The sequence below is a fragment of the Streptomyces sp. NPDC127106 genome (assembly GCF_042677605.1).
Lineage (GTDB): Bacteria > Actinomycetota > Actinomycetes > Streptomycetales > Streptomycetaceae > Streptomyces.
The window spans coordinates 242,166-267,450 of record NZ_JBHXTC010000004.1 but is presented as its reverse complement, the minus strand read 5'-3'; the positions used below and the strand labels follow the sequence as shown (position 1 = coordinate 267,450).

The following is a 25,285-nucleotide window of genomic DNA, read 5'->3' as shown; positions in this document are numbered from 1 at the left end:
TTTGCGTGGGCGTCTTTGTTTTTTTATCACCCCCCGCCCCCCCCCCCGGCCGCCGGCGGCGGGGCGCCCCCCCCCCGGGCCCGGGGCGGGGCCCCCCCCCCGCGGCCCCCCCCCCCCCCCGCTCGCATTCACGAACCGAGAGGCCTGAGACGTGACCACTCCTTCAGGCGCACGGCACTCCGCCGAAGTACAGCGGAAGCCGGGATGGACCTTGCCTGCCTTCCTCTTCGGAGTGGTGTGCGTCCTGCTCCGTCTCACCGACGTGTGGTCGTGGTGGGCCTTGTTGTGGACGCCGGTGCTGCTCCTTGCCGTCGGTACGACGGTGTGCGAGTGGCGGCTGTCAGCGCATCCCCGGTGGCAGATGGGCATCCTGGAATGGCTGTCTCTCATCATTGCCCACGTCGGTCTTGCTGCCTCCCTGTTCGTCATCTGGCTCTCCGGGTGACGGAGTTTCAGGACTGGTGTGGTGAGCAGGCGCCTCCACACGTGCACGGTGAAGCACCCCGGCATGGCGCAGGGCTCCGCGCCGTGGCCGTCCTCCTCCACCGACGGGCCCTCGCTGCCTGCAACGACGACAGCAACCCGGCGACCTTCAGCGAGCACACCGGGGGCCGTCCGCCCGTCCGGCGAATGCCCAGGTGAGTGGGCCTGTACGACTTGCCGTTCGAGAGCACGAGGCTGGCGAGGTGCGCAGGGGTCTCAGTTGGCCCGCTCGCGCCATCGCGCGCGGTTGCCCTGAACCTCGGCGATGCTTGGGTGGCGTACGGCGTCCAGCCCGTCGTCGGCAAGCAGGTCGGCGATCAGGGCGGGCGTGCCAAAGACCTCGGTCGCGCTCAGGTCCCAGTCGGTCAGGACGAACCAGGAGCCGTCCAAGGGCCACCAGTGCGCGGGGAACTGGGTCCCGACGGCCCGGTCGGGCCAGGCGCAGGCATCGTGGTGAGCGAGTGCCTCATCCAGCCGGCCCCGACGGGCCCGAACCGGCCGGCCCACGTCCTCGATCGCAGCCTGGGCCCAGTAGCACTCCGCACGCAACCCCTCAGGGCTGTGGCGGGCGAGGACCTCGGTCAGACGAGCCAGGCTGTCGCGGTCGATTTCCCCCAGGCCCGGCTTCTCAAGGTCTTCGGGCAGGTCCAGCCCCTCGAAGACCCGGAAGGAGGGGGTGTGCTGCCAGTCCTCCAGGCGCTTGCCAGCTCGTGCCAGCACGTCGTCCCACCTGGCCCTCTCCCCTCCCACCGTGACGGTGTGCAGAATCCAGCAGCGATCGGGGAAACCCTCCTGGGGCTCGTGGCCCAAGACGGCCTCGTCCCCGTCCAGGATCGGACGCATACCGCCCAGCGAATCGTCGTCCGACACCAGCTCCAACGCGAACTCCCTCGACACTTCGATCAAGCATGTGGCGTTCTGTAACCGACCGAGGTTAAACGACGAGCTCAGGACATCCGCAGGGTGGTGAGGATCTCGGGAGCCTTGTCGAACAGCCGCCGACCCATCGGCCGCAGCGTGACCAGGACGGCCAGCAGGCCGTACGCCGTCCCCAGCGGCAGCAGCAGCCACGAGAGGGCGGAGCCGTTCAGGGCGATCGCGGCCGCGATCACCGGGGCGATCGCCACCACGCCGAAGAGGGAGCTGCAGACGTTCGCCAGGTGGTAGCCGCCGCTCTGGCCGGGCGCACTCACGCTCCACGGGTCCTCGGGGTACGGGTAGGGATGGAACACGCTGATGGCCATGCCCATCGCGAAGGTCACCCCGAGCAGCGCGAAGCTGACCCCCAGCGCCGCGGCGAGCTGGTCGGCGCGCCCGGTGAAGAGGGCGACACCGCCGGCCACGGCGGTGAGCCAGGGCACGATGACCACCAGCTGGGGGAGCAGCCGGCCGACGAGTTCGGCGCGGGCCTGCGCCACGGTGCGCAGCGTGGCGACGTTGCTCCAGATCGCGGAGCCGTCGAGGGCGAACAGCACACCGGGGACGGTCAGTCCGAAGACCCAGGCGCCGCCGACGGCGACGTACGGGGTCCGCATGCCGACCGGCACCATCACGACCGGGAACAGCAGCGCGTACGCCAGCGCTGCGATCATCGTCATCCGGTGCCGCGGCGACCGTGCGAAGGCGCTGGACTGGTGGTGGGCGACCAGCAGGGCCCGGCTGGAGGTGAGCAGACGGGTCCGCAGGCCCGTCGTCCGGCCGGCCCGGACCTTGACGGCCTCGGCCGTGGAGGAGTCCGTCGTGGTCATCAACCGGGCCAGGGAACCATGCCACCACACCATCAGCAGGGCGATCAGGGCGGCGGTCCCCGCCAGTTCGAGCAGGGCGGTGCCGGTCCTGCCGTCGGCGGCGGCCCGGACGGCGTCGGCCGGCCAGCCCGGCGGGGTCCAGCGCAGGACCCGTACGACGAGGGGCGGGAGGTTCAGCCCCGAGCCGGCGGTGGTCAGCAGCAGGTAGGCGGCGTAGCCGCCGACCGCGGTCAGCAGGCCGCCGAGGGCGGCGGCGTCCTTGCCGCGCCGGCCGGTCAGCGCCCGCGCGAAGGAGGCCAGTACGGCCCGGGAGGCGACCACGCACAGCAGCAGCGTGAGCGGAACGGCGAGGACGGTGACGACCGCGGCGGGGAGGCTGTCGAACGCGCCCCCGCCGGCACCCCCGCCGGCACCCCCGCCGGCACCCACGACCGCTCCGGTGATGACGACGAGGGTGCACAGCGGGCCCGGGCCGATGAGCGCGGAGGCGGTGGCCCCGGCGATCAGCCGGCGGGGCCGGACGGGCAGCACGGCGAGCCGGGTCGGATCCGAGCTCTCGTCGCCGCCCGCGCCGAAGGACAGCGGCAGCGCCAGCCAGGCGACGGCCAGCCCGACGAAGGCCAGGACGGCGAAGTCGGGCGCGCCCGGCTCGCCTCGGCCCTGGGCCAGGCCCACCCCCGCGTAGCAGGCCCCGGCCACACTGAGGACGGTGCCGGCCACGAACCCCACGGCGCGGGCGGTACTGCGGCGCAGACTGCTGCGCAGGAGGGCGAGTTTCAGCCCGACGAAGACCCCAACCATGCGAGGCTCCCTCCCTTCGCCTTCCCGGCCGGGGCGCCGACCAGTTCCATGAAGCGCTCGTTCAGGCTCCGGCCGGCCCGTACCTCGTCGAGCGTGCCGTCGGCGATCACGCGGCCCTTCGCCAGGACGGCGACATGGGTGCACAGGGCGGCCACGAGTTCCATGACGTGGCTGGAGAAGACCACCGTCGAGCCGGTCGCGGTGTACTGGCGCAGCACCTCGCGGATCGTCTCGGCCGACACCGGGTCGACGCTCTCGAAGGGTTCGTCGAGGAAGAGGACCGGCGGGTTGTGCAGCAGTGCGGCCGCCAGGCCGATCTTCTTGCGCATGCCGGTGGAGTAGTCGACGACCAGCTTGTCGCCGGCCTCGGTGAGGCCGAGCACGTCGAGCAGCTCCTCGGCGCGCGCCTCGGTGTCGGCGGCCGGCAGCTCCCGCAGCCGTCCGGTGTAGCGCAGCAGCTCCCGTCCCGACAGCCGCTCGAACAGGCGCAGGCCGTCAGGCAGGATGCCGATGCGGTGCTTGGCCTCGTACGGGTCCTGCCAGACGTCGTACCCGGCGACCCGCACCGTGCCCGCGTCGGGCCGGAGCAGGCCGGTGATCATCGACAGGCTGGTGGTCTTGCCGGCGCCGTTGGGGCCGACCAGGCCGTAGAAGCTGCCCCGGGGGACGGTGAGGTCGACTCCGTCGACGGCGACCTTGCCGTCGAACTCCTTGCGGAGCTGGCGCACTTGGACGGCCGCCTGGACGGCGTCGCCGTCGGGGGGGTGTTGCATGGTGGTGCCTTCCGCCTGGGTGGGGATGGGGAGGAGATGGGGGTGAAGGCGCGGACGGCGTCGGCGACCGTGTGGCAGGTGCCCCGGAATGCCCTGCCCTGGTGGACGACGAGGGCGTCGCCTCGCGGGCAGTCGGCCGGACCCGATGGCTCCTTGGTTGGCAGTGGGTTCCCGCCGCCTCCAGGTGCTCCCGTACGGTGCCCGGGTTTCCGCCGGGCGCGTCGGGGTCGGTGATGTGGACGCGCGACGTGGCCCTGGAGCAGTTCGTCGTCGCAGCGCGGCTCGCGGGGAGCCCATGGCGTAGAAGGACCCGGGGCGCAGTGCGGGGCGGGCCGGGGGCCGAACGGAACTGGTCCATCCGTAGGGCGTAGGGCGTAGGGCGCAGTGGGCGGGTACGCGCGGCGCTGCCCGTTCGTCGGCGAGCAGCCGGTGCGCAGCTCCGATCAGCCGAGCCGGTTGGGCATGCCGTCGCCGAGCGGTGTGACCGCCTGTCGCTGACGCCCGGGCGCGTTGTGCGAGTCGAGGTCCGTCCACTCCACGTGCTGGTCAGGCATGTGGATGGCGATGGACGCTTGACGGGACTCCGTGCTGTGCAAAGCCGCCACTCTCCCCCGATCGAGTGTTTCCAAGCATGATCGTAACTAGTCGGTCACGGGGGAGCAAAGTCTTGGTAAGTGAAACGGCCCACATGGTAATGCGGGAACCGGCGGGCGCTCGATCAGTCATCTGACCTGCTGTGATGTAGCGAACGGCCGGACGCCGGGGGTGGCCTGCCCGGGACCGGCAGGCCGGCCCCGGCCGCCTGCTGTTCGCCTTCGTCATCACCGACGTTCCCGGCCCTCGAAGCGGAGCGCAGGCTTTGCGGTGAGCCCCGACCGTCAAGATCCACTGGCCGGCCAACGGCGGTTCCGTACCGGCCATCCGCCCCCGTTCCACCCGTACGTGACGGAGTCGTGCCACACAGTGGCCGTGTCCAGGAAAGTCACCCACCTTTCGGGTGTCACGGAGAGGGCAACACATGCGATCGAACGTACTGGTGAAGACCGTCGTCGGTGCCACGGCCGTGGTCGGGCTCGCCGTCGGAAGCCTTGCAGGTGCGGGCGCCGCGTTCGCGGCGCCGCCGCCGGGTGTGCAGCAGACGGCGAGTTCCGGGGTCTTCGCGCCGACGGCGGTGGTCAACCTCGGGCTGAGCGATGCGCAGGCGAAGAAGCGCCAGGTGTGGCTCCAGACCCACTGGGGCTACACGGGGGCGATCGACGGCCAGCTCGGGACCGGCAGCTGGCAGGCGATGCAGCGGTTCCTCCGCGCGTACTGGGGCTACAACGACTCCATCGACGGCATCGTCGGGACCAATACGGTGCAGGCCCTGCAGCGTTGGCTCAAGGCCTACTGGGGCTACACGGGGGCCATTGACGGTATAGCCGGGTCCGGGACCCAGGCCGCGTTCGCGCGGGCCACTGACGCGCTCTGACCTCTGACGTCTGACCTCTGACGTCTGACCTCTGACGTCTGACCTCTGACGTCTGACGTTTGACCTCGCGCCGGGGTCGGACGGGCGCCCCTGACGGCGTCGAGGACACGGGACCGGATCGGCCGGAGTCAACGGCCGGTTCGGTCCCGCGCCGTACCCCGAGACCCTCGTACGTCCTGGGTTCGGCTCAAACGCGAGCCGCTGCGTCAGCCGTCGGGTTTCGACGGCGTGACGTCACCTGGTGCGCCGCTCGTTGACGGCCCCCACAGCGGCCGAGGCCCCGGAGCAACCCTTCGAGTCACTTCTCGCTTCGCGGTGGCTTCGGGGGAACCGGGCCGAAGTGACGGGCGGTCGGGACCAGGGCCGCCGCGGCCGGTACGAGGAAGCAGGCGGCGGCGCAGGCGGCGAGTACGGCCGTCATCCCGAACCGTTCGATGGCCGGGGCGATCAGGGCGAGCCCGACCGGCGCCAGGCCGTACGAGACGAGGAAGTCCAGCGACGAGACCCGGGCCAGCTTGTCCGGGGCGACCTCGCGCTGGGTGGCGGTGAACCAGGGCACGTTGAACAGCTCGATGCCGATCCCGGCGACGGCGTACGCGGCGACGACCACGACCGGGTGCACGGGCAGCATCAGGCTCAGCGGGGCGACCCCGTACGCGGCCAGCCCGGCGAAGGCCGCCCAACCCTGGGAGCGGTACCGCCAGCGGACCGTGACGAGCCCCCCGCCGAGCGCGCCCACGGTGTACGCGGTCATGGCCGCGGCCAGGACCCACTCGGTGCCGTAGCGGTCCCGGCTGACCAGGGGCAGCGCGACGCTGGTGGCGGAGTAGCCGAGGGCGATGACGGCGACGAGGGCGGCGAGTCCGGCGAGGAACCACGGGTGGCGGCGGGCCTCGCGTATGCCGTCCAGGAATTCGGCGTGGAAGGCGGAGGGTCGGCGGGGCGACGCGGTGTCGGCCGGGGGCTCCGCTGCGGGGGCGGCGCCCCCGCCCGGGACGAGGGCGGCGACCAGCCACAGCAGGCCGATGCCGAGCAGCAGCGTCGAGACGTCGAGGAAGGCCGCGAGCAGCGCGGTCAGGGCGGGTCCGGCGAGGGTGGACGCACGGACGGCCATCGTCATGGCGGCGTTGGCCTGCTGACGGCGCTCGGGGTCGACGGTCTCGGCGGTGAGCGCCTGGAAGGCAGGGCGGCAGGCGCCCTGCCCGGCGCCCGCGAGCGCGGCGGCGGCCGTCATCAGCCCGAGGAGCGAGCGGTCGAGCCCGAGGGCGAGGAGGGGCGCGGCGGCGGCCGCCGCGAGGGCGGACCAGAGGACGACGGCGCGGCGGGAATGACGGTCGGCCAGTACGCCGCCGACGGCGACGGCGAGGAGGAAGCCGGCGGTGCGGGCGGCCAGGACCAGGCCGAGGCCGGCGGCGCCGAGGTCGCGGTGGAGGACGGCGAGCCCGAGGACGAAGGGGAGGGCCCAGGTCGCGAGGCCGGAGGCGGTGGTGCCGGCCCACAGGCGCAGGAACGCGGTGTCGCGCAGGATCGAACGCGGGGGCGGGGCTTCGGACTTGGCTGCTGCGGGTGCGGGTGTGGTCGCCACGGTGTGGTTGCTCCTCGGGGGGCGGGGCGCGGCGGCTCGATGGCTCGGAGGCCGCACCCGGGGTCGTTAATGAAAATGATTGCCATTACAGTACCCTTCGAACGCGGTGCTTCTGCCCGGTGCACGACAACGCCCGCGCCCGGCGCCCAGAGCTCCGCCCGCCCACTCGCCCCCGCCTCCTCCCGGACCGGAGACCCCATGCGCCACCCCGCACGCCTCGGCACCGCCCTGGCCGCCGCCCTCGTCCTCGCCGCCACCGCCGGCTGTTCCGCCACGGACACCGAGCCCGCCGCCGAACGTCCGACCGCCTCCGCCCGGGCGGCTTCCTTCGCCAGCTGCGGCCGCCAGGTGTCCTTCGCCCAGCCGCCGAGACGGACCGTCGCCCTGGACCAGACCTCGACCGAGACCCTGCTCGAACTCGGTCTCCAGGACCGCATGGCCGGCACCGCCAACCTCAAGACGAAGATCCCCGCGCAGTACGCGGCCGCGTACGCGAAGGTCCCCGTCATCGCGCCCAAGATCGCCACCGGCGAGCAACTGCGCGCCGCCACCCCCGACTTCGTCGTCGCCGCCTCCACGGACCTCTTCACCAAGGACCGGGCCGGCACCCGCGAGGAGCTGGACGCCCTCAAGGTCCCCACCTTCGTCAGCGCGGTGGACTGCCCGCAGCAGAACCCGGCCGGCAAGACCCCGTTCGAACTGCTCTTCTCCGACTACGAGAACCTCGGCGCGGTCTTCGGCGCCGAGGACCGGGCGGCCGGGCTCGTCGCCGCCCAGCGCGCCGCCGTCGCCAAGGCCGGGGAGAACGCCGCCAAGGTCCCCGGGGGCGCGGACCAACCGACCGTGGTCTACCTCTACTCCGTCTTCAACGGCATGCCGTACGTCGCGGGCCGGACCGGCCTGCCCAGCGAGATGAGCCGGATCGTCGGCGCGAAGAACGCCTTCGACGACATCGGCGAGGACTGGCCCGAGGTCACCTGGGAGGAAGTCGTCAAGCGGGACCCCGACTTCATCGTCATCGGCGACCTGTCCGAGCGCGGCCGGCCCGGCGACAGCGCCGCCGAGAAGCGCGCCGCCATGACCGCGCACCCGGTCGTCTCCCGGCTCGCCGCGGTCCGCGACAACAGGATCCTGGAGGTGCCCGGCATCGAACTGGACCCCTCGGTGCGCTCCGTGCACGTCCTGGGGCTGTTGGCCGACGGGATGAAGGACCTCGGGTATGTCCGCTGATCCGGTCACCCCTGCCGCCCCCGTCGCTCCGGTCGCCCCGTCCGCCCCTGCCGCCCCTGCCTCCCCGGTGGTGGATCTGCTGCTGCCGGCGGCCCGTGGGCGCGCGGTGACCGGGGATCCGCTCCTCGCCCGGCCCGCCGGCGAGATCCGGCCGGCGGCAGCCCGTGCCCGGGTGGGTGGCCGCCTCCTGCTCGCCGTGCTCGCGCTCGCCGCCTCCGTCGCCGCGGCCGTACGCATCGGCACCGCCGACGTCGGCTGGGACGGCCTGGCCCGCGTCCTCGGCACCCGGCTCGGCCTGGCCGTGGAACCGTTGCCCCCGCTCCTGGACTCCCTCGTCTGGGACCTGCGGCTGCCCCGCGTCCTGATGGCCGCGCTCGTCGGCGCCTCGCTCGCCGTCTGCGGCACCGTACTCCAGGCCGTCACCCGCAACGCGCTGGCCGACCCGTACCTGCTCGGCGTCTCCTCCGGCGCCTCGACGGGGGCCGTCACCGTGGTCGTCCTCGGGGTCGGCGCGAACACCCTCGGGGTCACCGGCGGTGCACTGGCAGGGGCCCTGCTCTCCTTCGCACTGCTGCTCGTGCTGCTGCGGCGCAGCGGGCTGGACTCGGTCCGCATCGTCCTCACCGGCGTGGTCGTGGGTCAGCTGTTCACCGCGCTGACCTCGCTCGTCCTCATGGCCTCGGCCGACGCGGACACCACCCGCGCCGTCACCCACTGGCTGCTCGGCTCCATGGCGCCGGCCCGCTGGAACACCGTCGCCGTCTGCGCGGCCGTCACCCCGCTGGGCCTCGCGGCCGCCTGGCTGTGTGCCCACGCCCTCGACGGGCTCGCCTTCGGCACCGACACCGCCGCCTCCCTCGGGGTCGGCGTGCGGCGTACGCGGATGCTGCTGCTCGTCGTCACGGCCGCGCTGACCGCCGTGGCCGTGGCCACCGTCGGCGCCATCGGCTTCGTCGGGCTGATCGTCCCCCACGGGATGCGGTTCCTCGTCGGGCCGCTGCACCGGCTGCTGCTGCCGTACGCCGCCCTGGCCGGCGCGGTGTTCCTGGTGTGGACCGATGCCCTCGCGCGGATCGCGTTCGCGCCCCGCGAGGTCCCGGTCGGAGTGATCACCGCGCTGCTCGGCGTGCCGCTGTTCCTCCTCGTCCTGCGCAAGCGGGGTGAGCTGTGAGGATCACCGCCGAGAGAGTCAGCTGGTCGGTGCCCGGCAACCCCACGCCGGTGGTGCGCGGGGTCGACGTGGACATCGCCCCCGGCGAGACGGTCGGGCTCCTCGGCCCCAACGGCTCCGGCAAGTCCTCCCTGCTGCGCTGCCTCGCCGGGCTGCGGATCCCCGACGCGGGCACGGTCCGGTACGACGGCGAGTCCGTACGCGGCTGGAGCGCGCGCCGGATCGCCCGCCACGTCGCCTTCGTCGCACAGGACGCGGCCGCGGACAGCGACCTGCGGGTCAGCGACGTCGTGGGCCTGGGCCGGACCCCGTTCCGGGACCGGTGGCGCGGGCCGGACACCACCGACCGGGCGGTCGTCGCCGCCGCTCTGGAACGCGTCGGACTCACCGCGCTCGCCGGACGCCCCTGGCGGGCACTGTCGGGCGGCGAGCGGCAGCGCGCCCACATCGCCCGCGCGCTGGCACAGCAGCCGTACGCCCTCCTGCTCGACGAGCCGACGAACCATCTCGACGTCAAACACCAGCTGGAACTGATGGAGCTGCTGACCGGCACGGGCACCGGCCGGACGGTCCTGGTCGCCCTGCACGACCTGTCGCTCGCCGCCCGGTACTGCGACCGGCTGCTGCTCCTGCACCACGGCCGCCTCATCGCCTCCGGCCCGCCCGCCGCCGTCCTGACGGCCGAGCGGCTCGCCGAGGTCTTCGAGGTCGACGCCGAACTCACCACCGACGCCCTGGGACAGCTCCAGGTCGCGTACCGCGGGCCGCGCCGCACCCCGACCGCGCCGGCACCCCGAACCGCCACGTGAACAAGAAGAAGAACAAGAGCAAGAACAAGAGCGAGAGCATGAACAGGAACAGGAAGCTCCTCATGACCCAGACCACCCCCGCCCCTGCCCACGCGCTGTCCGCCGACGGACCGGACGGACCGGACGGAGTGGACGGAGTGGACGGACTCGTCGCGGCCGTCCTGGCCGGCGAACACGGCCCGCTGCCCTCCGAACTCGTCGCGACCAGCGTCTTCTGGATCCACCACGGCACTCGCCTGGCCGGCGGCAACACCACGTACCTCAACCAGTACGTCCTGGTCCGCCTCGGCGGCTCCTTCGGCGGCTGCGCCTTCGAGGCCGGCGAGCTCGACCCCGCGATCTGCCGCGACTCCTCCGGCACCCCGCTCGACACCCTGCTGCGCGACGCGCCCCGGCCGCTGCGGATCGCCGCCCTCGACGCCTACCTCTCCGCAGCCCGCCCGCACCGGCTGGCCGCCGAAGCCGGCGAGGCCGAGCCCGTCACCCTCCCCGCCGGTACCCCCGAGGACCGTGCGCGGGCCCGTGACGCGGCGATCGCCGGTCTGCTCGACATCGAACAGGGCGCGAAGGTCGGCCTCATCGGCGTCGTCAACCCGCTGGTGGCCGCGATCCGCGAACGCGGCGGCGACCCGCTGCCCTGCGACTTCAACCTCAGGGCCACCCAGTGGGGAGACCCCGTCACCGACGACATGCACGAGGTGCTCGACCGCGCCGACGCCGTCGTCGCCACCGGCATGACCCTGAGCAACGGCTCCTTCGACACCATCCTCGAACGCTGCCGCTCCCGGGGCGTCCCGCTGATCGTCTACGCGCAGTCCGGCAGCGCCGTCGCACGCGCCTTCCTCGGCTCGGGCGTGACCGCCGTGTCCGCGGAGCCGTTCCCGTACTCCCAGTTCAGCGCCGACGAGACGGTCCTGTACCGCTACCGGACGAGGGGCGCCGCGTGATGCCCACCGCCAGTCCCCGAATCGTCCCCGTCCCCGACCCCGTCCCCCTCCCCACTACCGGCACCGGCACCGGGTACGCCCCCTGCCACCACGGCGAGATCCTCCAAGGCGTCTTCCTCGACGACGACGGCCGCCGCTGCGCCGGCCTGGTCACCCTCCCCATGGCCGGCCCCGGCACCCGTGCCGAGTTCACCCGCCACCCCGGTACGGCGGCCGATGCGCTCACCGTCGTACCCGCCGACCGTACGAAGGCCGCACGAGCCGCGGCCCTCGCGATCGCCGAGTGCGCCGCGCGGACCGGACTGCCGCCCTGCGGCGGCGCGTTGCGGCTCACCGGTGACATACCGGTGGGCCTGGGCATGGGCAGCTCCACCAGCGACGTCATCGCCGCCGTCCGCGCGGTCGCGGACGCGTACGGGCTGCGGATGGTGCCCGGCACGGTCGCGCGGCTGGCCGTACGGGCCGAACGGGCCAGCGATCCACTGATGCTGGACGACGGCCGACCGGTCCTCTTCGCCCAGCGGGAGGGCCGCGTCCTTGAGGTCCTCGGGCGGGCCCTGCCGCCGCTGGTCGTGGTCGGCTGCGCCCTCGGCGGCGGCGCGCCCGTGGACACCCTGTCGCTGCCCGTACGCGACGTGGACGCCGTCGACGCCGCCGACGTACGGGCCTACGAGCGGCTGCGCACCCTCCTGCGCCGGGCCGTGGCCACCGGCGACGCGACGTTGCTCGGTGCGGTCGCCACTGCCAGCGCCCGGCGCGGCCGGCAGGTGCTCGGCCACCCGGAGTTCGACGCGCTGACCGCCGTCGCCCGCCGGACCGGGGCGGCCGGCGTGCAGATCGCGCACAGCGGTGCGGTGGCGGGCGTGCTGTTCGACCCGGCCGCACCGGGCCTGCGGCACCGCGTCCGCAGCTGCCTGCGCGCCCTCGACGCCCACGGCATCCCCACCACCCGGACCTTCACGACCTTCACGACCTGCACGACCTCCACGCCGACGTGCACCACCACCCACGAAGGAGCTCCTGAATGGACCAGCACATCGCGGAGTCGATCGGCCGCCCGGACCTGATACGCCTCGACGACCGGCTCGTCTGCCTGCGCTTCGAGACGATGAAGGCGGTCTCCGCCCTCGCGGCCGTACGCCACCTGCTGGAGACCGGAGCCGTGCGCCGCGGGGACACCCTGCTCGACAGCTCCAGCGGCATCTACGCGTACGCCCTCGCCCTGGCCTGCCACCGGTACGGCATGCGCTGCCACATCGTCGGCTCGACGACGGTGGACCAGACCTTGCGCACCCAGCTGGCGGTCCTCGGCGCCACCCTGGAGCAGATGGAGCCGTGCAGCGACCTCAAGCTCGACCAGAAGCGGCGGGTGGAGCGGATCCACGAGATCCTCGCCGAACACCCCGAGTACCACTGGATGCGCCAGTACCACGACGACATCCACTACCTCGGCTACGCGACGGTCGCCGACCGGATCCGCGAGACGCTCGGCACGGACGCGCTCACCGTCGTCGGCGGGGTCGGCTCCGGCGCCTCCACCGGCGCCCTGGCCCGCTACCTGCGCGCGGCTCCCGGGGGGCCGGGCCCCGCCGGCGGTCGGGCGGCCGACGTGGAACTCGTCGGCGTCCAGCCGTACGGCAGCATCACCTTCGGCGCCGGACACACCACGGACCCCGAGATCATCATCGCCGGGATCGGCAGCTCCATCCCCTTCCGGAACGTCTCCCACGAGCTGTACGACGCCCTGCACTGGATCTCGTTCGACGCGGCCCTCGCCGGCAGTGTCGACCTGCTGCGGCGGCACGCGGTCTTCGCAGGGCTGTCCAGCGGCGCCGGCTACCTCGCCGCCCGCCACGAACGCGTGCGCTCCCCGGAACGCACCGTCCTCTTCGTCGCCGCCGACACCGGACACCGCTACGCCGACACCGTCCACGCCCGCCACCGCGAGGCCGCCCGCATCTGCGACCTGGCCCCGCAGGAGGTCACCGACCAGAGCCGACTCGCCCTGCCGTGGTCCCGCATGCAGTGGAACCGGGCACGGGCGACGTCACCGTGACGCACCGGCGGCCCGGAGGCGTGCCGGGCCGCCGGTCGGGCGCTCCGACCGCCGCCTGCGACCACTGACATCCCGATGACATCCCGAGCCGGCCCGCCGCGCGCCGGCGCCGCGCGGCACCCGCCCCCCCCATGCCCCGAAGGGACTCCGGGCCCGTCCGGGGCAGTTCGGGCGCCTCGTCCGGCACTCCGTGGGCCGAAAGGTCACAAAATCGAACAGGGGGAACGAGTCGTGCGCCGCGTACATCTAGCAGTGCGGTGGGGCTCCGTGGGGGCGTCACCGCACGGTATCTGCACAGTGTGAGTGGCAAGGCGGGGCTGGGATGAAGGCGATGACGGTGGCAGGCGGTTCTCCGGACGACCCGAAGGTCGATGGAACCACCACCGCGGGGACAGGCACTGCCGACACGTCCACGGAACCGGACACCATCGCTGTCGCCGAAACCGAAGACACGCCCGCCGTCGCGTCGCCCACGGCTGACGACACGGCTGACGCCGACGCTGAGGACAACGCCGACGCCGACGCCGACGCCGAGGACAACGCCGAGGCCGACGCCGACTCCGAGGACAACGCCGAGGCCGAGGCGGGCGAGCCCGAGCCTGCGTGCGACACCGGCCAGCAGGAGACGGATGCCGGGGCGGACCGCACGGGCCCGGACTCGTCGCCCGCACGCGGCACCGCCACGCCCGTGGCCCAGGCCGAAGACACGGCCGACACTCGTTCCGATGCCGAGGACGACGCCCACACTGAAGCGGGGGCCGCCCAGGCCGGCACCGAGCCCGAGGCCGATGCCGCGGGCGACGCGGACACGGAAGCCGAGGCAGCCGTGCAGACCGCCGACGACACGCAAGTGCTCCCCATACCCGCACGTACCGCTGCCAAGCCCGAGCCGGCACCGGGCGCCGAGGCACCGGGCGCCGAGGCGCCGAGCGCACCCGACGCCGCCGCAGCAGCGGGCAACGGCAAGGACACCGAGCCCGAGCCGGATGACGCGCCCGCGACCCGCACCGGGACCGCAAGCGAGGCCGACGAGAAGGCCGACGGTAGGCTGACACCCACCGAGTCGGCGCGCGACAGGGCCGGGACCGAGGACACCTCGGCCTCCGAGGCCGACTCCGACGGCGGAGGCGAGGACACCCGAACCGTCGTGTTCCGCGCGCCCGACGCTGCCGCGACGGGCCGGAAGCCCAAGGCCGACGCCGAGGCCGACGTCGCGACGGAGACGTCCGGGGACGGCGGCAAGACGCGTCGCGAGGCGAACAAGGAACCCTGGCCCTCGGCCAAGGCGGCGGGCGCCGACACCGGCAGCGGCCCCGACACCGACACCGACACCGACACCAAGGCCAAGGCCAAGGGTGAGGGTGACGGCCGGAGGGTGCCCGCGTGGGCTCGGGGAGAGGAGAGCGACTCCGAGCGGACGAGCAAGATCGTCGCCCTCAGGCCGCTCGACGTGCCGGCGCCCGCCGCGCCGCGGCCCCATCAGCAACCCCAGGCCACCGCGCCCACCACGGCCAAGCCAGCGCTGGATCTGCTGGCCGAGCTCACCAACACGCCTCCGCCGGCGGAGACGCTCCGCCGGACGGCGCTGCGCCGCGTCAAGGTGTGGACGCCGATCCTGTTGCTCGTCGCCGGGGCCTACACCGGCGCCCAGCTGCTGCGTCCGCTGCCCGCCCCCCGGCTCGTCGCCGCCGAGGCGACCCACACCGTGGACGGTCGGTTCTCCGTCCCCTGGCCCGACAAGGGCCAGGGGGCCGTCCGCGTCCCCGGCTCCGGCGAGATCGGCACGTTCGGCGAGCAGAAGCCTGTCCCCACGGCCAGCGTGGCCAAGGTGATGACGGCCTACGTGATCCTGAAGGGCCACCCCCTGCGCAAGAACGAACCCGGGCCCGACATCACGGTCGACGCGAAGGCCGTGGCCGACGGCAACTCCGAGAACGAGTCCCGGATCATGGGGCTCACGGCCGGGACGAAGTTCAGCGAGCTGGACATGCTCAAGATGCTGATGATCCCGTCGGGCAACAACGTCGCCCGACTGCTGGCCCGTTGGGACGGCGGCAGCGACTCCGAGGCCGCGTTCGTGGCGAAGATGAACGCGGCCGCCAAGGAGCTCGGGATGAAGGACACCACGTACACGGACCCCAGCGGACTGGACGCGGGCACCGTCAGCACCGCCACCGACCAGCTGAAGCTCGCCGAGGCGGTGATGAAGGACGAGGTCTTCCGCACGATCGTCGCGATGCCCAGCGCACCCGTCAAGGGGGTGGCCGAGCCGCTCGTCAACAACAACGACCTGCTCAGCGTGCAGGGCCTCAGCGTCCGAGGCATCAAGACCGGCTCCAGCACACCGGCCGGCGGGACGCTGATGTGGGCGGCGTACAAGTCGGTCGGCGACGAAACCCCGCTGATCCTCGGTACGTTGATGGAGCAGCGCGTGGACGGCCCGGACGAGAACGCGAAGAAGAGCCTGGCCCTGGTGCTGACGAACAGCAAGAAGATCATCGAGGCGGTGCGGGCGGCCCTCGCGTCCACCCCGCTCGTCCGCAAGGGCGACAGGGTCGGTTACGTGGACGACGGCCTCGGCGGCCGCACCCCGCTCGTGGCCACCAAGGACCTGAACGTGATCGGCGTACCGGGCCAGCGGTTCAAGCTCACCGTCGCCGCCGCCGGCGCCTCGCCGCTGCCGCACGCGGCGAAGGCCGGCACGGAGATCGGCACCCTGACGGCCGGTGAGGGTGAAGGCGCCAAGAGCGTGCCGGTGGCCGTCCAGCACGCCCTGACCGAGCCCTCCGTCGGCAGCCGGCTCACCCGCCTCGGCTGAGCGGGGGCCGTGCCGCCGGTTCGGCCGTGGGCTGTCATCGGGTGGGGCCGCTCCCTTCGAGGGCGGATCGGCGGAAGGAGCGGACGGTGGCGGACCGGGACAGCGCGAGCGACATCCGTACGAGCCCCTGGGGGCTGTTCGGTGAGGTCAGCACCGCGTCCGCGGCGTGGGGGAGGGGGTGCGGGACCGGGCTCGGGTCCGCGCCCCGGTCCGAACCCGGCACCTTGCCCGGAACCTCGCCCGGAACCAGGGTCGGAGCCGGAACCGCTCCCGGCCCCCGGCCCGGCCCCAGGCCCGGCGAGGCGGCCGTGCGGCGGGCGCGCTCCCAGTGGACGACGGCGCTGACCAGCGCTGCGGCGTCCGCCACCGCCGCGGCCTCCTCCGCCGGGCGCCCGTGCGCCAGCTCCGCCCGCAGTGCCCGCTCGCGCAGCTCGGCCTCCAGGTAGGGGTTGACGGTGAGGATGCCGTCGTGGATGTCCGACTCGCGCTGCGTCAGCCGGATCTCGATCGGCACCCAGGATCCGCCGGCGGACAGGTCGATGCTGCGCTCGGTCGCCACCCGCAGTTCCTCGTGCAGGGGGCGCAGCCGCCGGTACCGGCGCCACATCCGCCACCGGCTCGCGACGGGCTCGGCGACGAGGGGCAGGACGAACCCGGCCGCGATCAGCAGCGCCGACACGGAGGCGAGGGCCGGGGCGACCTCGACGGCGAGCACGTCCCAGTCGCAGCCCGCCCACCGCGCCCCGACCGCGGCGAACTTGGCGACGTCGTAGCACAGGTTGAGCACGTAGCCGACGACGATCAGCACCAGCCCCGCGCGCAGCGCGCCCCGCACCGCGCGGGCCCACCGCCAGCACAGCACCGTCATGGTGACGGCCGCGGTGGTGTGCGCCGTGAGATAGAGGAGGATCGTCTCCCTGATGAACGGGGTGTTGGCGTAGTACGTGTCGAGGTCGCGCAGGCGCTCGACGGGGGCGTCGCCGAGGACGAACAGCGTGTTGACGGCCACGATCACGGCGAGCGTGACCGCGGTGCACAGTCGGGCCCGCCGGCGCGTCCGCTCCCCGTCGGCGTCTGCGGGGCCGCGGCTCCAGTGGAGGATGAGGACGATGTTGGCCCCGGAGTACGCCGTGAGGAGCGAGTAGACCAAGGGCGCCGCGGCGTTGGGGACGCCGGTGATCCGGTTGACCGCGACGAGGCTCGGGATCGCGGTGAACCCGAACACGGCCGTCGCGAGCGCCAGCAGGACGCACACGGAACGCAGGAGTTCGTCGCGCGGATTGCGCCGGAGCGCGGGCAACTTCAGCAGCGTCGCGAGCAGCAGCACGGCGCCGGGTATGTAGAAGCCCAGGCCTTGGGGGTCGTTCACCGCGGGACCCGCCCCTGAGGGGACGTACGGTCCCGGCCCGCGGTCCGGGCCCGGTGGCCGGGGGGCCGGGGCGGCTGCTGTGTCGTCATGGCAGGTGTGTTCCTCACGGGCGGTTCAGGGGTCCGGCGGTACCGGGTGCCGTATCCGTTCCCACGCCTCGTCGCTCGGCCCATCAGCGCGATCACAGGCACGACGAAAGATCATCGCACTAAGTGGCCGAAATGGGGATCGTCCGAGCCTCCCCGGGCTGACGACACCTGCGGCATCGCGGTGGACCCGGCGATGCGGTCCGTGCGGACCACGTGCGAGTGCCGGGCGCGCCCCTCGCACCGCGGCGAGGAGCGCGCCCGGCGACGCCGACCGGCCGGTTACAGCGTGTGGGTCAGGCGGGTCGTGAGCAGGCGGGTGAAGCGGGCCGGGTCGGGCAGGTCACCGCCCTCGGCGAGCAGCGCGCTGCCGTACACCAGCTCGGTGACCTCCGTGAGCGCGGGGTCGTCCGCATTGGCCTCGTGGGCCGAGCGCAGCGCGCTGACCAGCGGGTGGGCGGGGTTGAGCTCCAGGATCCGCTTGACGGGCGGCATCTGCTGGCCCATGGCCCGGTACATCTTCTCCAGGGTCGGGGTCATGTCGTGGGCGTCGCCCACGATGCACGCCGCCGACGTCGTCAGCCGCGACGACAGCCGGACCTGCTTCACGTGCTCGGACAGGGCCGTCGCCATCCAGGGCAGCAGGGCGGCGAAGTCCTGGTTTCGCTTGGCCTTGTCGGAGTCGGCTTCCGCATCGCCGTCGGCGGCCGCGTCGAGGTCGACCTGGCCCTTGGCGACGGACTGGAAGCGGTGGCCGTCGAAGCCCGGGACCTGCTCGACCCAGACCTCGTCCACCGGGTCGGTGAGGATCAGGACCTCGTACCCCTTGGCGGCGAAGGCCTCCATGTGCGGGGAGTTCTCCACCATCGCGCGGGTCTCGCCGGTCAGGTAGTAGATCGCGTCCTGGCCGTCCTTCATGCGCTCGACGTACTCGCGCAGGGTGGTCGTCTTCTCCGCGTCGTGCGTGGACTCGGCCGACACCAGCGCCAGCAGGGCCTCGGTGTTGTCGGTGTCCTCCAGCAGGCCCTCCTTGAGGACCCGGCCGAACTGGCCCCACAGCTTCGCGTAGCGCTCGGCGTCGTCACCCGCCTGGATGTTCTTGAGCGCGCCGAGGACCTTCTTCACCAGGCGCCGGCGCACGCCCTGGATCTGGCGGTCGTGCTGCAGGATCTCGCGGGAGATGTTCAGCGACAGGTCGTGGGCGTCCACGACACCCTTGACGAAGCGCAGGTAGTTCGGCATCAGCGCTTCGCAGTCGTCCATGATGAACACCCGCTTGACGTACAGCTGCACGCCGCGCTTGGTCTCGCGGGAGAACAGGTCGAACGGCGCCTGCGAGGGGATGAACAGCAGCGCCTCGTACTCGAAGGTGCCCTCGGCGCGCATGTGGATGGTCTCGGCCGGGTTGAGCCAGTCGTGGCTGATCTGCTTGTAGAACTCGCTGTACTCGGACTCGGACACCTCGCTGCGCTGCCGGGCCCACAGCGCCTTCATCGAGTTGAGCGTGTCCATGGCCGGGGTGGCGGCGGGGCCGGTGGCACCGTCTTCGGCCGCCGTGGCGTCGCCGTCGGTGTCGGCGTCGCTGCCGAGGTCGGCCCCGGTGCGCTCGGCGGCCATCTTGATCGGCCAGCGGATGAAGTCCGAGTACTGCTTGACGATCTGACGGATCTTCCACCCGGCCAGGTAGTCGGCCAGCCCGTCCTCGCTGTCGGCGGGCTTGAGGTGGAGCGTCACCGAGGTCCCGACCGGCAGGCCGTCCACGGCCTGGATGGTGTACGTACCCTCGCCGTCGGACTCCCACAGGGTGCCCTCGTCGGTGCCGGCCCGCCGGGTGCGCAGGATGACCTTGTCGGCGACCATGAACGCCGAGTAGAAGCCGACGCCGAACTGCCCGATCAGGCTCTGCGCCGCGGCGGCGTCCTTGGCCTCCTTGATCTTCTCCAGCAGCCGGCCGGTGCCGGACTTGGCGATCGTGCCGATGAGTTCCACGATCTCTTCCCGGCTCATGCCGATGCCGTTGTCGCGGACGGTCAGCGTGCGGGCGTCCTGGTCGACTTCGAGCGAGATGTGCAGGTCGGCGGTGTCGGCTTCGATGGTGGAGTCGGTCAGCGACTCCAGGCGGAGCTTGTCCAGTGCATCGGAGGCGTTGGAGATCAGCTCGCGCAGGAAGATGTCCTTGTTCGAGTAGATCGAGTGGATCACCAGCTGCAGCAACTGACGGGTCTCGGCCTGGAACTCCAGCGTCTCGGTACTGCTACCCACGTGGGTCTCTCCTTAGAGAACGAAAACGGTGACGGTGATGGACGGTGTGCCGGGCGGCGGTGGTGTCAACGCCGGGCCGGCGGCGGGGTACGGCGCTGCCGGTCGCTGTCGGCGCGCAGCCGGTCGGTACGGGCCGCGAGCCGGTCGAGGTCGTCGGCGATCGCCGGGTGGCCGGCCGCGAGGTGGGGGCGGGTCTCGGCGAGCGGGGCCAGCAGCCGGGCCGGTTCGTCGTCGCCGAGGGCGTCCAGCAGGCGCGCTATGACCGGGACGGCGCCGACCGCGAGGTCCTCCAGGGCGCCGATCTGCCCGGCCAGACGACGCAGTTCGGCCGCGTTGTCGCGGGCCCACGTGGTGACGGCGCGGTCGGCGGCGCGCCGGTCGCGGGCCGCCTGGACACGCTGCTCGCCGGTGCTGCCCGCGGCGGTTCCGGCGGCGGTGTCGGGGCGCAGGCGAAGGTAGCGGCGCTCGGCGGCCTGACGACTGGCCACCCCGAGGGGCTCGGCCAGATCCGCCCACGTGGCTCCGGCGGTGCGGGCGGTCTCGATCAATCCGGTCTCCCAGCCCGCGAGTTCCTCGCGCAGGTGGCGCAGGAGCAGCAGTGCGGCGAGGGCCTGCTGAGGGTCGCTCCAGTCGGCTTCGTCGGGCGGCGCGTGGCGGGCGGTGCGGGCGGCGGCGTTCATCATGCCCAGAGCCGCGGAGGCGGCCAGGAACGAGGCCGGCCCCGTCCCCGGGGTGTTCTGCGCTTCCATGGTCGTCACCTTTTCGCCGACGGCGGGATTACGGCGGGATTGTCGCCCGGATGGTGACATGCTAGCGACCGTCCCGGACCGACCGCACCGGCGAATCCGCGACGCCTGTCCGGAACCGGAGCTGTTCGACCGACCGGTGGCCGCCCGCTGAGGACGCCCGCTGAGGATCGGCGGACGTCGTCCATAGAGCGACACCGGACACCGCGACGCATGACGTGACGACCGAGGTCGCGCCGCCCTGGCGGCCCAGGCCCGGCGTGGAAGGGAGCCGGGCGGCCGGACCGGCGGGTGGGCGCCCGTACCCCGGATGGGGATCATGGGCGCATGACCCTCATCCTGACCCGCAGCGATCTGGCGGCCGTACTGGAGCCCGAGGCCTGCACGGCCGCCCTGGAGGAAGGCTTCCGCAGCACGGACTCCTGGTCGGCCCAGGGGCAACGGGTGAGGACCGACCTGCCGTTCGCCGGCACGGCGACAGCCCTGATCCCCGGGCTGCTGCCCGGCATCGACGCGTACACGGTGAAGGTGAACGCCAAGTTCCCCGCCGGCCGCCCCGCGCTCCGCGGTGTGATCTGCCTCCACAGCGGACGCGACGGCGAACTCCTCGCGCTGCTGGACTCCGCCACCATCACCGCTTGGCGCACCGGACTCGCAGCAGCCCTGGGCACCCACGTCCTCGCCGCCCCCGCCCCGGCGGGCGACGCGGTACTCGGCGTCATCGGCGCGGGCGCACAAGCCGAACTCATGGCCCGCGGACTGCGCACCATGCGAAGCTTCCGCGAAGTCGTCGTGTACGACACCGACCCGGCCCGGTCCGCCGCCTTCGCTGCCCGGCACGGCGGACGCACGCTCGGTTCTCCCGCGGACGTCTCCGCAGCCGCCGATGTCGTCCTGCTGGCAACGTGGTCCCGCACGCCCTTGCTGCACCTCGCCGACACCCGGCCCGGGCAGCACCTCACGTCACTGGGAGCCGATGAGCCCGGCAAGCAGGAGCTCTCCGCGGACCTGCTCGCAGCCGCGCTCCTCGTGGTCGACGACCGTGAACTGGCCGCCGCCACGGGAGCACTCGCAGCCGCCGGACTGCCCGCCACAGCCGCCCGGGCCACCCTGGGCGAGGTCCTCCGCCACGACCACCCGGGCCGCACCAGCCCCACGGCACGCACCGTCTACGCCCCGGTCGGACTGCCCTGGCAGGACCTCGCCCTCGCCTGGCTCGCCTACGAGCACGCCGAACGGCGCGGCGTCGGAACCCGAATCGACCTGCTCTCCTGAGCCGTAGAAGTGCGGTCGGGGCCTGTACACGGCGTCAGGTCGGATTCCGGCCAAACCGGGTGCCATTGCGGCGGAGTGGGATCTTCCGGCGTTAGCGTTCGAAACGTCTTGCGGCCTCTGGGGGAGAGCCCGCGCAGCCCTCTGCCTCCGTGCGCCGTCCCGGGGGAAGGAGAGGGCATGTCGATGAGCGAACAGCGACAGTTACGGAGCGGTCGGTGGCGTCGGCGGGCGTACCGCGCCACGGAGGGTGCGTAGCGCATGGCACTCGTCCTCGACGGCATCTCCTTCCGCTACGGCCGGCAGGACCCCGTCTTCACCGACTTCGGGCTGGTCCTCGATGCCCCCGCCACCGTCCTCCTCGGCCCGAACGGCGCCGGCAAGTCGACGCTGCTGGGGCTCGCGGCCTCACAACTGCGCCCCCGCTCCGGCACGGTCGCGCTCGGCCGGACCCGGGCCGAGCGCCGCTCCCTCGCCGCCTACCGGCGCAAGGTGGCGTGGATCCCGCAACAGATCACTCCCGTACCCGGGCTGACCGTCCGCGAACAGGTGGCGTACGCCGGCTGGCTCAAGGGCCTGAAGCGCTCCGAGGCGTGGGAGGCGTCCGCCGCCGCCATCGACCGGGTCGGGCTGGGCTCGCTCGCCGACCGCAAGAGCCACCGGGTCAGCGGCGGCCAGCTGCGCCGCATCGGCATCGCCGGGGCGCTCGGCCACCGCAGCGAACTGATCCTGATGGACGAACCGACCGCCGGACTCGACCCCACCCAGCGGCAGATGTTCCGCGAACTCGTCGCCGAGCTGTCCGCCACCGTGCGGATCGTGGTCTCCACCCACCAGACGGAGGACCTCGCCGACCTCTACCAGCAGGTCGTCGTCCTCGACCGGGGCGCCGTCCGCTTCCAGGGGGCGCCGCAGGAGTTCCACGCCCTCGCCCCCGCCCCGGCCGCCGGAGGCGGAGCACGCGAGCGGGCCGAGGCCGCGTACGCCCGCCTCGTCGAGCGGGAGGTCTGAGCCATGCGCCTGCTCACCCTGCTGCGTACGTCGTCGGCCACGGCGCTGCTGCCGTTCCTCCTCGTCTACGTCGTCGTGCTCCTCGGTGAGGGAATGACCGCCTCCGTCCGGCCCGGCTACGGGCCTTCGGTGGTCGGGAGCATTGATCCCGCCTTGGCCGTGGCAGCAGCGGCCTGTTCGGCGGCCGGCGCCTGGGAGGCCGCACGGCTGCGCCGCGGCCGCGTCCTGGAGTCGGCGCCCGTCCGCTCGCCGCTCGCCATCGCGCTCGCCGGGCTCCTGCCGGTCTGGGGCATGGGCCTGGCGGGCCTCGCCGCCGCTCTGCTCCTCACCTCCCGAGCGGCCGGAGCCCTGCCCGCGCCCGCCCACACGGGCATGATCGCTGCGTACGCAGCCGTACTGGCGGCTGCGAGCCTCCTCGGCTACCTGCTCGGGCGGGTCCTGCCGGGCCTCGCCGCCGCGCCGATCGCCATGGTCGTCGGCTTCTGCGTCGTGGGTTTCCCCGTCTCCTTCAGCCCGCCTTGGCCGCGCCACCTCGTCGCACGGGCGTACGACTCCTGCTGCCACCCCGGCCAGGTGATCGACCCGGCGGCCATCTGGGCCCCGCTCGTCCTCGCCACCGGGCTCTGCCTGGCGGCAGCCCTGTTCATCCACCCGTTCCTCAAGGCGGCACGGGTGCTCGCCGTCGCCCGCGCGGCGGCGGCCGCCGCAGCGGCCGTCTGGCTCGTGCACGGCCTCGACTACAACCCCGTACTCGCCCGCGACCCCTCGGACCTCGTCTGCGACACCAGCGGCCGCCCCACCGTCTGCCTGTGGCCCGAAACCCCCGACCGCAGCCGGGTCGTGCACCTCGTCCGCGGCCACACCGCCCGCCTGACGGAGGCCGGGGTGCCCGTCGCCGGCACGCTCAGCGCCGCACCCCGGCCCGGGGAGGCCGAGTTCGGCGGCAAAGGCACCGTCCGCGACCCGCACGTACCGCTCCAGCTCGCGAGCATGCTGATGCCCCCCGTGCCCGAATGCGCGCGGACCACCGGCCACTACCCCGCGATGCAGGACACGCAGCCACTCCACGCCTGGCTCGCCGCCACGGCGGCGGGCACCCCGCCAGCCCCGGTTTCCCACCGTTACACCGCCCAGGACGTCGACTACGTCCGGCAGGTCCTCGCCCAGCCGCGCGCCGTGCAACTGGCCTGGTACGAGCAGTACCGGAAGGCACTCACCGGCTGCACCGACCGCGCGGACCGCACCATTCCGGGAGTCGCCCGGTGATCTGGTGGCTCGCCTCCCGCCACGCGGCCCTGACCGTCCCGGCGACGCTCCTCACCGCCCTCCTCGGCATCGCACTCGGACGCACGGTGCTGCCCCTGCCGTCCCTCCTCGGCGGCAGCGGCCACTTCCTGCTCAGCGCGCTGGTGGCGGTGGTGCCCGCCGTGCTCTGGCTGAACGGCACGGGGCGGATCGACCCGAAGACCGAGGCGACGGCCCTGCGGCCGGTCCACCGCTGGGACACCGCCCTGGCCGCGCTCCTCGCTGCGACAGCCCTGGCCGTCACGGGCATCGCCCACGTCCTCGGCGCCGACGACATCGCCCTCGCCGTGGGCCGGAACATCACCTTCTACCTCGCGGCGGCCATGCTCCTCGGCACGTGCGCCGGACCGCGCATCGCCGGGCCCCTCGTCACCTGCATCCCGTTCGTCGTGGGCGTCGTCGGCCGGCGGGGCCCCTTCCCGGAGCCCTGGGCCGTGATCCTGCACCCCGGGCAGTCCGGCCGGGCGCTTGCGGCGACACTGGCCCTGATGGCGATCGCATGCCTCGTCGGTGTCGGTGCCGGCGTGCGTTTCCAGCGGCTGCTGCGGAGGTCGTGAGCCCCGGGGTGGTCGGCGTGGTCGGCGTAGTCGGCTGCATACCGTATGATTGATCTCGAGCTCGCGGCCGGGAAACCGGTGGTGGGACTGGCGTTGGTGGTCCAAGGAAAGGCACCCCACTTCCTGTGGGGGGATGCAGGTGCAAGGCCTGCCCAGCGCTCGATGAAGGCCCCGGCCTCCTCAGGGAGACCGGGGCCCTCGTGCTTTCCCTCGGTCGGGCAGCGCTGCCTGCCAGCGCCACGACGTGAGCCAGGGGCGGCCCTCGAGTTCACCCCGTCCCGTGCACCAGAGCAGGACCCGGGCACGGTCGCCGGACGGAGCATCCGGGAAGAGGCGCTGGAGGACCGCGTCGCACAGCCGGGCGGGCGGCAGCCACGGAACCCCCAACCCCTGGGCGATGTCGCGCGTGTGCAGCAGGACTTCGGCGACTCCCGTCGCAGCGAAACCCGCCGGGTCGCACGGCCCCCAGTGCCAGGCCCGTATCCGCGGGTCGGCCGCCGCCAGGGCGCAGACGAGCAGTCCGGCGCAGGCAGCGACCACGTCCAGCACCTCGCGCGGCTCCGCGCCGGGGCGGACGACGAGGTCGAAGGGGAGGTAGGCGTCGGCGGGCCGTGCCGCCACCTGCACACCGAAGTCTCCACGGACACCGTTCCGATGACGTACCGCCGGCTCCTCGCCGAAACGGGCCGGGGGGGGCGGGGCGGGGGGGGCGGTGGGCGGCCCCCGCGGGGGGGGGGGGGGGGGGGGCCCCCCCGCGGGGGGCGGCGCCGAGGGGGAAACGCTCG

General features: G+C 73.2%; 21 protein-coding genes. 13 read left to right on the top strand and 8 right to left on the bottom strand.

Going from position 1 to position 25,285, the window contains the following annotated elements:
* The first annotated feature begins 211 nt into the window (after positions 1-211).
* A complete protein-coding gene (locus tag ACFVGY_RS07065; protein WP_385672241.1) occupies positions 212-445 on the top strand; it encodes a hypothetical protein in 234 nt (77 codons plus the stop codon).
* A gap of 254 nt (positions 446-699) precedes the next feature.
* Here ACFVGY_RS07065 and ACFVGY_RS07060 read toward each other — a convergent pair whose 3' ends face one another.
* Genes ACFVGY_RS07060 through ACFVGY_RS07050 form a run of 3 tightly spaced genes read right to left on the bottom strand, consistent with a single transcriptional unit; the run spans position 700 to position 3,805 of the window.
* Positions 700-1,389 (bottom strand): hypothetical protein, encoded by a 690-nt coding sequence (locus tag ACFVGY_RS07060; RefSeq protein ID WP_385672238.1) that lies wholly within the window; start codon positions 1,387-1,389, stop codon positions 700-702.
* 41 nt (positions 1,390-1,430) lie between these two features.
* Positions 1,431-3,032 (bottom strand): transporter, encoded by a 1,602-nt coding sequence (locus ACFVGY_RS07055; RefSeq protein WP_385672235.1) that lies wholly within the window; start codon positions 3,030-3,032, stop codon positions 1,431-1,433.
* Positions 3,008-3,805, bottom strand: coding sequence for an ABC transporter ATP-binding protein (locus tag ACFVGY_RS07050; RefSeq protein ID WP_385672232.1), 798 nt, complete (start codon positions 3,803-3,805; stop codon positions 3,008-3,010). The genes ACFVGY_RS07055 and ACFVGY_RS07050 overlap by 25 nt, the downstream gene beginning before the upstream one ends.
* A gap of 1,018 nt (positions 3,806-4,823) precedes the next feature.
* Between ACFVGY_RS07050 and ACFVGY_RS07045 the strand changes: the two genes are divergently transcribed.
* A complete protein-coding gene (locus ACFVGY_RS07045) occupies positions 4,824-5,276 on the top strand; it encodes a peptidoglycan-binding domain-containing protein (RefSeq protein ID WP_385672230.1) in 453 nt (150 codons plus the stop codon).
* A gap of 298 nt (positions 5,277-5,574) precedes the next feature.
* On the opposite strand, the gene ACFVGY_RS07040 is transcribed toward ACFVGY_RS07045, so the two are convergent.
* Positions 5,575-6,861, bottom strand: a complete 1,287-nt coding sequence (locus ACFVGY_RS07040; protein ID WP_385672227.1) for an MFS transporter — start codon at positions 6,859-6,861, stop codon at positions 5,575-5,577.
* 198 nt (positions 6,862-7,059) lie between these two features.
* On the opposite strand from ACFVGY_RS07040, the gene ACFVGY_RS07035 reads away from it, so the two are divergent.
* The 7 genes from ACFVGY_RS07035 to ACFVGY_RS07005 all read left to right on the top strand — a co-directional run bounded on the left by ACFVGY_RS07035 (position 7,060) and on the right by ACFVGY_RS07005 (position 15,892).
* Positions 7,060-8,091, top strand: coding sequence for an ABC transporter substrate-binding protein (locus ACFVGY_RS07035; protein ID WP_385672224.1), 1,032 nt, complete (start codon positions 7,060-7,062; stop codon positions 8,089-8,091).
* Positions 8,081-9,262: a FecCD family ABC transporter permease gene (locus tag ACFVGY_RS07030; protein WP_385672222.1), complete on the top strand. Its 1,182-nt coding sequence runs from the start codon at positions 8,081-8,083 to the stop codon at positions 9,260-9,262. Before ACFVGY_RS07035 ends, ACFVGY_RS07030 begins: the two co-directional genes overlap by 11 nt.
* Complete coding sequence (locus tag ACFVGY_RS07025) at positions 9,259-10,071, top strand: ABC transporter ATP-binding protein (protein ID WP_385672219.1); 813 nt, start codon at positions 9,259-9,261, stop codon at positions 10,069-10,071. The genes ACFVGY_RS07030 and ACFVGY_RS07025 overlap by 4 nt, the downstream gene beginning before the upstream one ends.
* A 128-nt stretch (positions 10,072-10,199) precedes the next feature.
* Positions 10,200-11,018, top strand: coding sequence for a Rossmann-like domain-containing protein (locus tag ACFVGY_RS07020; protein ID WP_385672266.1), 819 nt, complete (start codon positions 10,200-10,202; stop codon positions 11,016-11,018).
* Positions 11,018-12,085: a GHMP kinase gene (locus ACFVGY_RS07015; RefSeq protein ID WP_385672216.1), complete on the top strand. Its 1,068-nt coding sequence runs from the start codon at positions 11,018-11,020 to the stop codon at positions 12,083-12,085. The genes ACFVGY_RS07020 and ACFVGY_RS07015 overlap by 1 nt, the downstream gene beginning before the upstream one ends.
* The gene (locus ACFVGY_RS07010) at positions 12,043-13,074 is read left to right on the top strand and encodes a pyridoxal-phosphate dependent enzyme (RefSeq protein ID WP_385672213.1); all 1,032 of its coding nucleotides are present in this window, start codon (positions 12,043-12,045) and stop codon (positions 13,072-13,074) included. The genes ACFVGY_RS07015 and ACFVGY_RS07010 overlap by 43 nt, the downstream gene beginning before the upstream one ends.
* 322 nt (positions 13,075-13,396) lie before the next feature.
* A complete protein-coding gene (locus ACFVGY_RS07005; protein ID WP_385672210.1) occupies positions 13,397-15,892 on the top strand; it encodes a serine hydrolase in 2,496 nt (831 codons plus the stop codon).
* Positions 15,893-15,926: 34 nt separating this feature from the next.
* Here ACFVGY_RS07005 and ACFVGY_RS07000 read toward each other — a convergent pair whose 3' ends face one another.
* The 3 genes from ACFVGY_RS07000 to ACFVGY_RS06990 all read right to left on the bottom strand — a co-directional run bounded on the left by ACFVGY_RS07000 (position 15,927) and on the right by ACFVGY_RS06990 (position 20,358).
* The gene (locus ACFVGY_RS07000) at positions 15,927-17,261 is read right to left on the bottom strand and encodes an MAB_1171c family putative transporter (RefSeq protein WP_385672207.1); all 1,335 of its coding nucleotides are present in this window, start codon (positions 17,259-17,261) and stop codon (positions 15,927-15,929) included.
* A gap of 368 nt (positions 17,262-17,629) precedes the next feature.
* Entirely contained in the window at positions 17,630-19,609 is a 1,980-nt protein-coding gene (gene htpG, locus ACFVGY_RS06995; protein ID WP_385672204.1) for a molecular chaperone HtpG, read from the bottom strand.
* A 65-nt stretch (positions 19,610-19,674) separates the two neighbouring features.
* On the bottom strand, positions 19,675-20,358 hold the full coding sequence (locus ACFVGY_RS06990) for a type III effector protein (protein ID WP_385672201.1): 684 nt from the start codon (positions 20,356-20,358) through the stop codon (positions 19,675-19,677).
* 324 nt (positions 20,359-20,682) lie between these two features.
* Here ACFVGY_RS06990 and ACFVGY_RS06985 point away from each other — a divergent pair, with 324 nt between their 5' ends.
* The 4 genes from ACFVGY_RS06985 (at position 20,683) to ACFVGY_RS06970 (ending at position 24,500) form a co-directional block, all read left to right on the top strand.
* Positions 20,683-21,630 carry an ornithine cyclodeaminase family protein gene (locus tag ACFVGY_RS06985; protein WP_385672199.1) on the top strand — a complete coding sequence of 316 codons (948 nt, stop codon included), beginning with the start codon at positions 20,683-20,685 and terminating at the stop codon, positions 21,628-21,630.
* A 258-nt stretch (positions 21,631-21,888) separates the two neighbouring features.
* Positions 21,889-22,638: an ATP-binding cassette domain-containing protein gene (locus tag ACFVGY_RS06980; protein WP_385672197.1), complete on the top strand. Its 750-nt coding sequence runs from the start codon at positions 21,889-21,891 to the stop codon at positions 22,636-22,638.
* Between the two features lie 3 nt (positions 22,639-22,641).
* Entirely contained in the window at positions 22,642-23,904 is a 1,263-nt protein-coding gene (locus ACFVGY_RS06975; RefSeq protein WP_385672194.1) for a hypothetical protein, read from the top strand.
* Positions 23,901-24,500, top strand: a complete 600-nt coding sequence (locus ACFVGY_RS06970) for a hypothetical protein (RefSeq protein WP_385672191.1) — start codon at positions 23,901-23,903, stop codon at positions 24,498-24,500. The genes ACFVGY_RS06975 and ACFVGY_RS06970 overlap by 4 nt, the downstream gene beginning before the upstream one ends.
* Positions 24,501-24,680: 180 nt before the next feature.
* Here ACFVGY_RS06970 and ACFVGY_RS06965 read toward each other — a convergent pair whose 3' ends face one another.
* Positions 24,681-25,127 carry a hypothetical protein gene (locus tag ACFVGY_RS06965; protein WP_385672187.1) on the bottom strand — a complete coding sequence of 149 codons (447 nt, stop codon included), beginning with the start codon at positions 25,125-25,127 and terminating at the stop codon, positions 24,681-24,683.
* Positions 25,128-25,285: the final 158 nt, after the last annotated feature.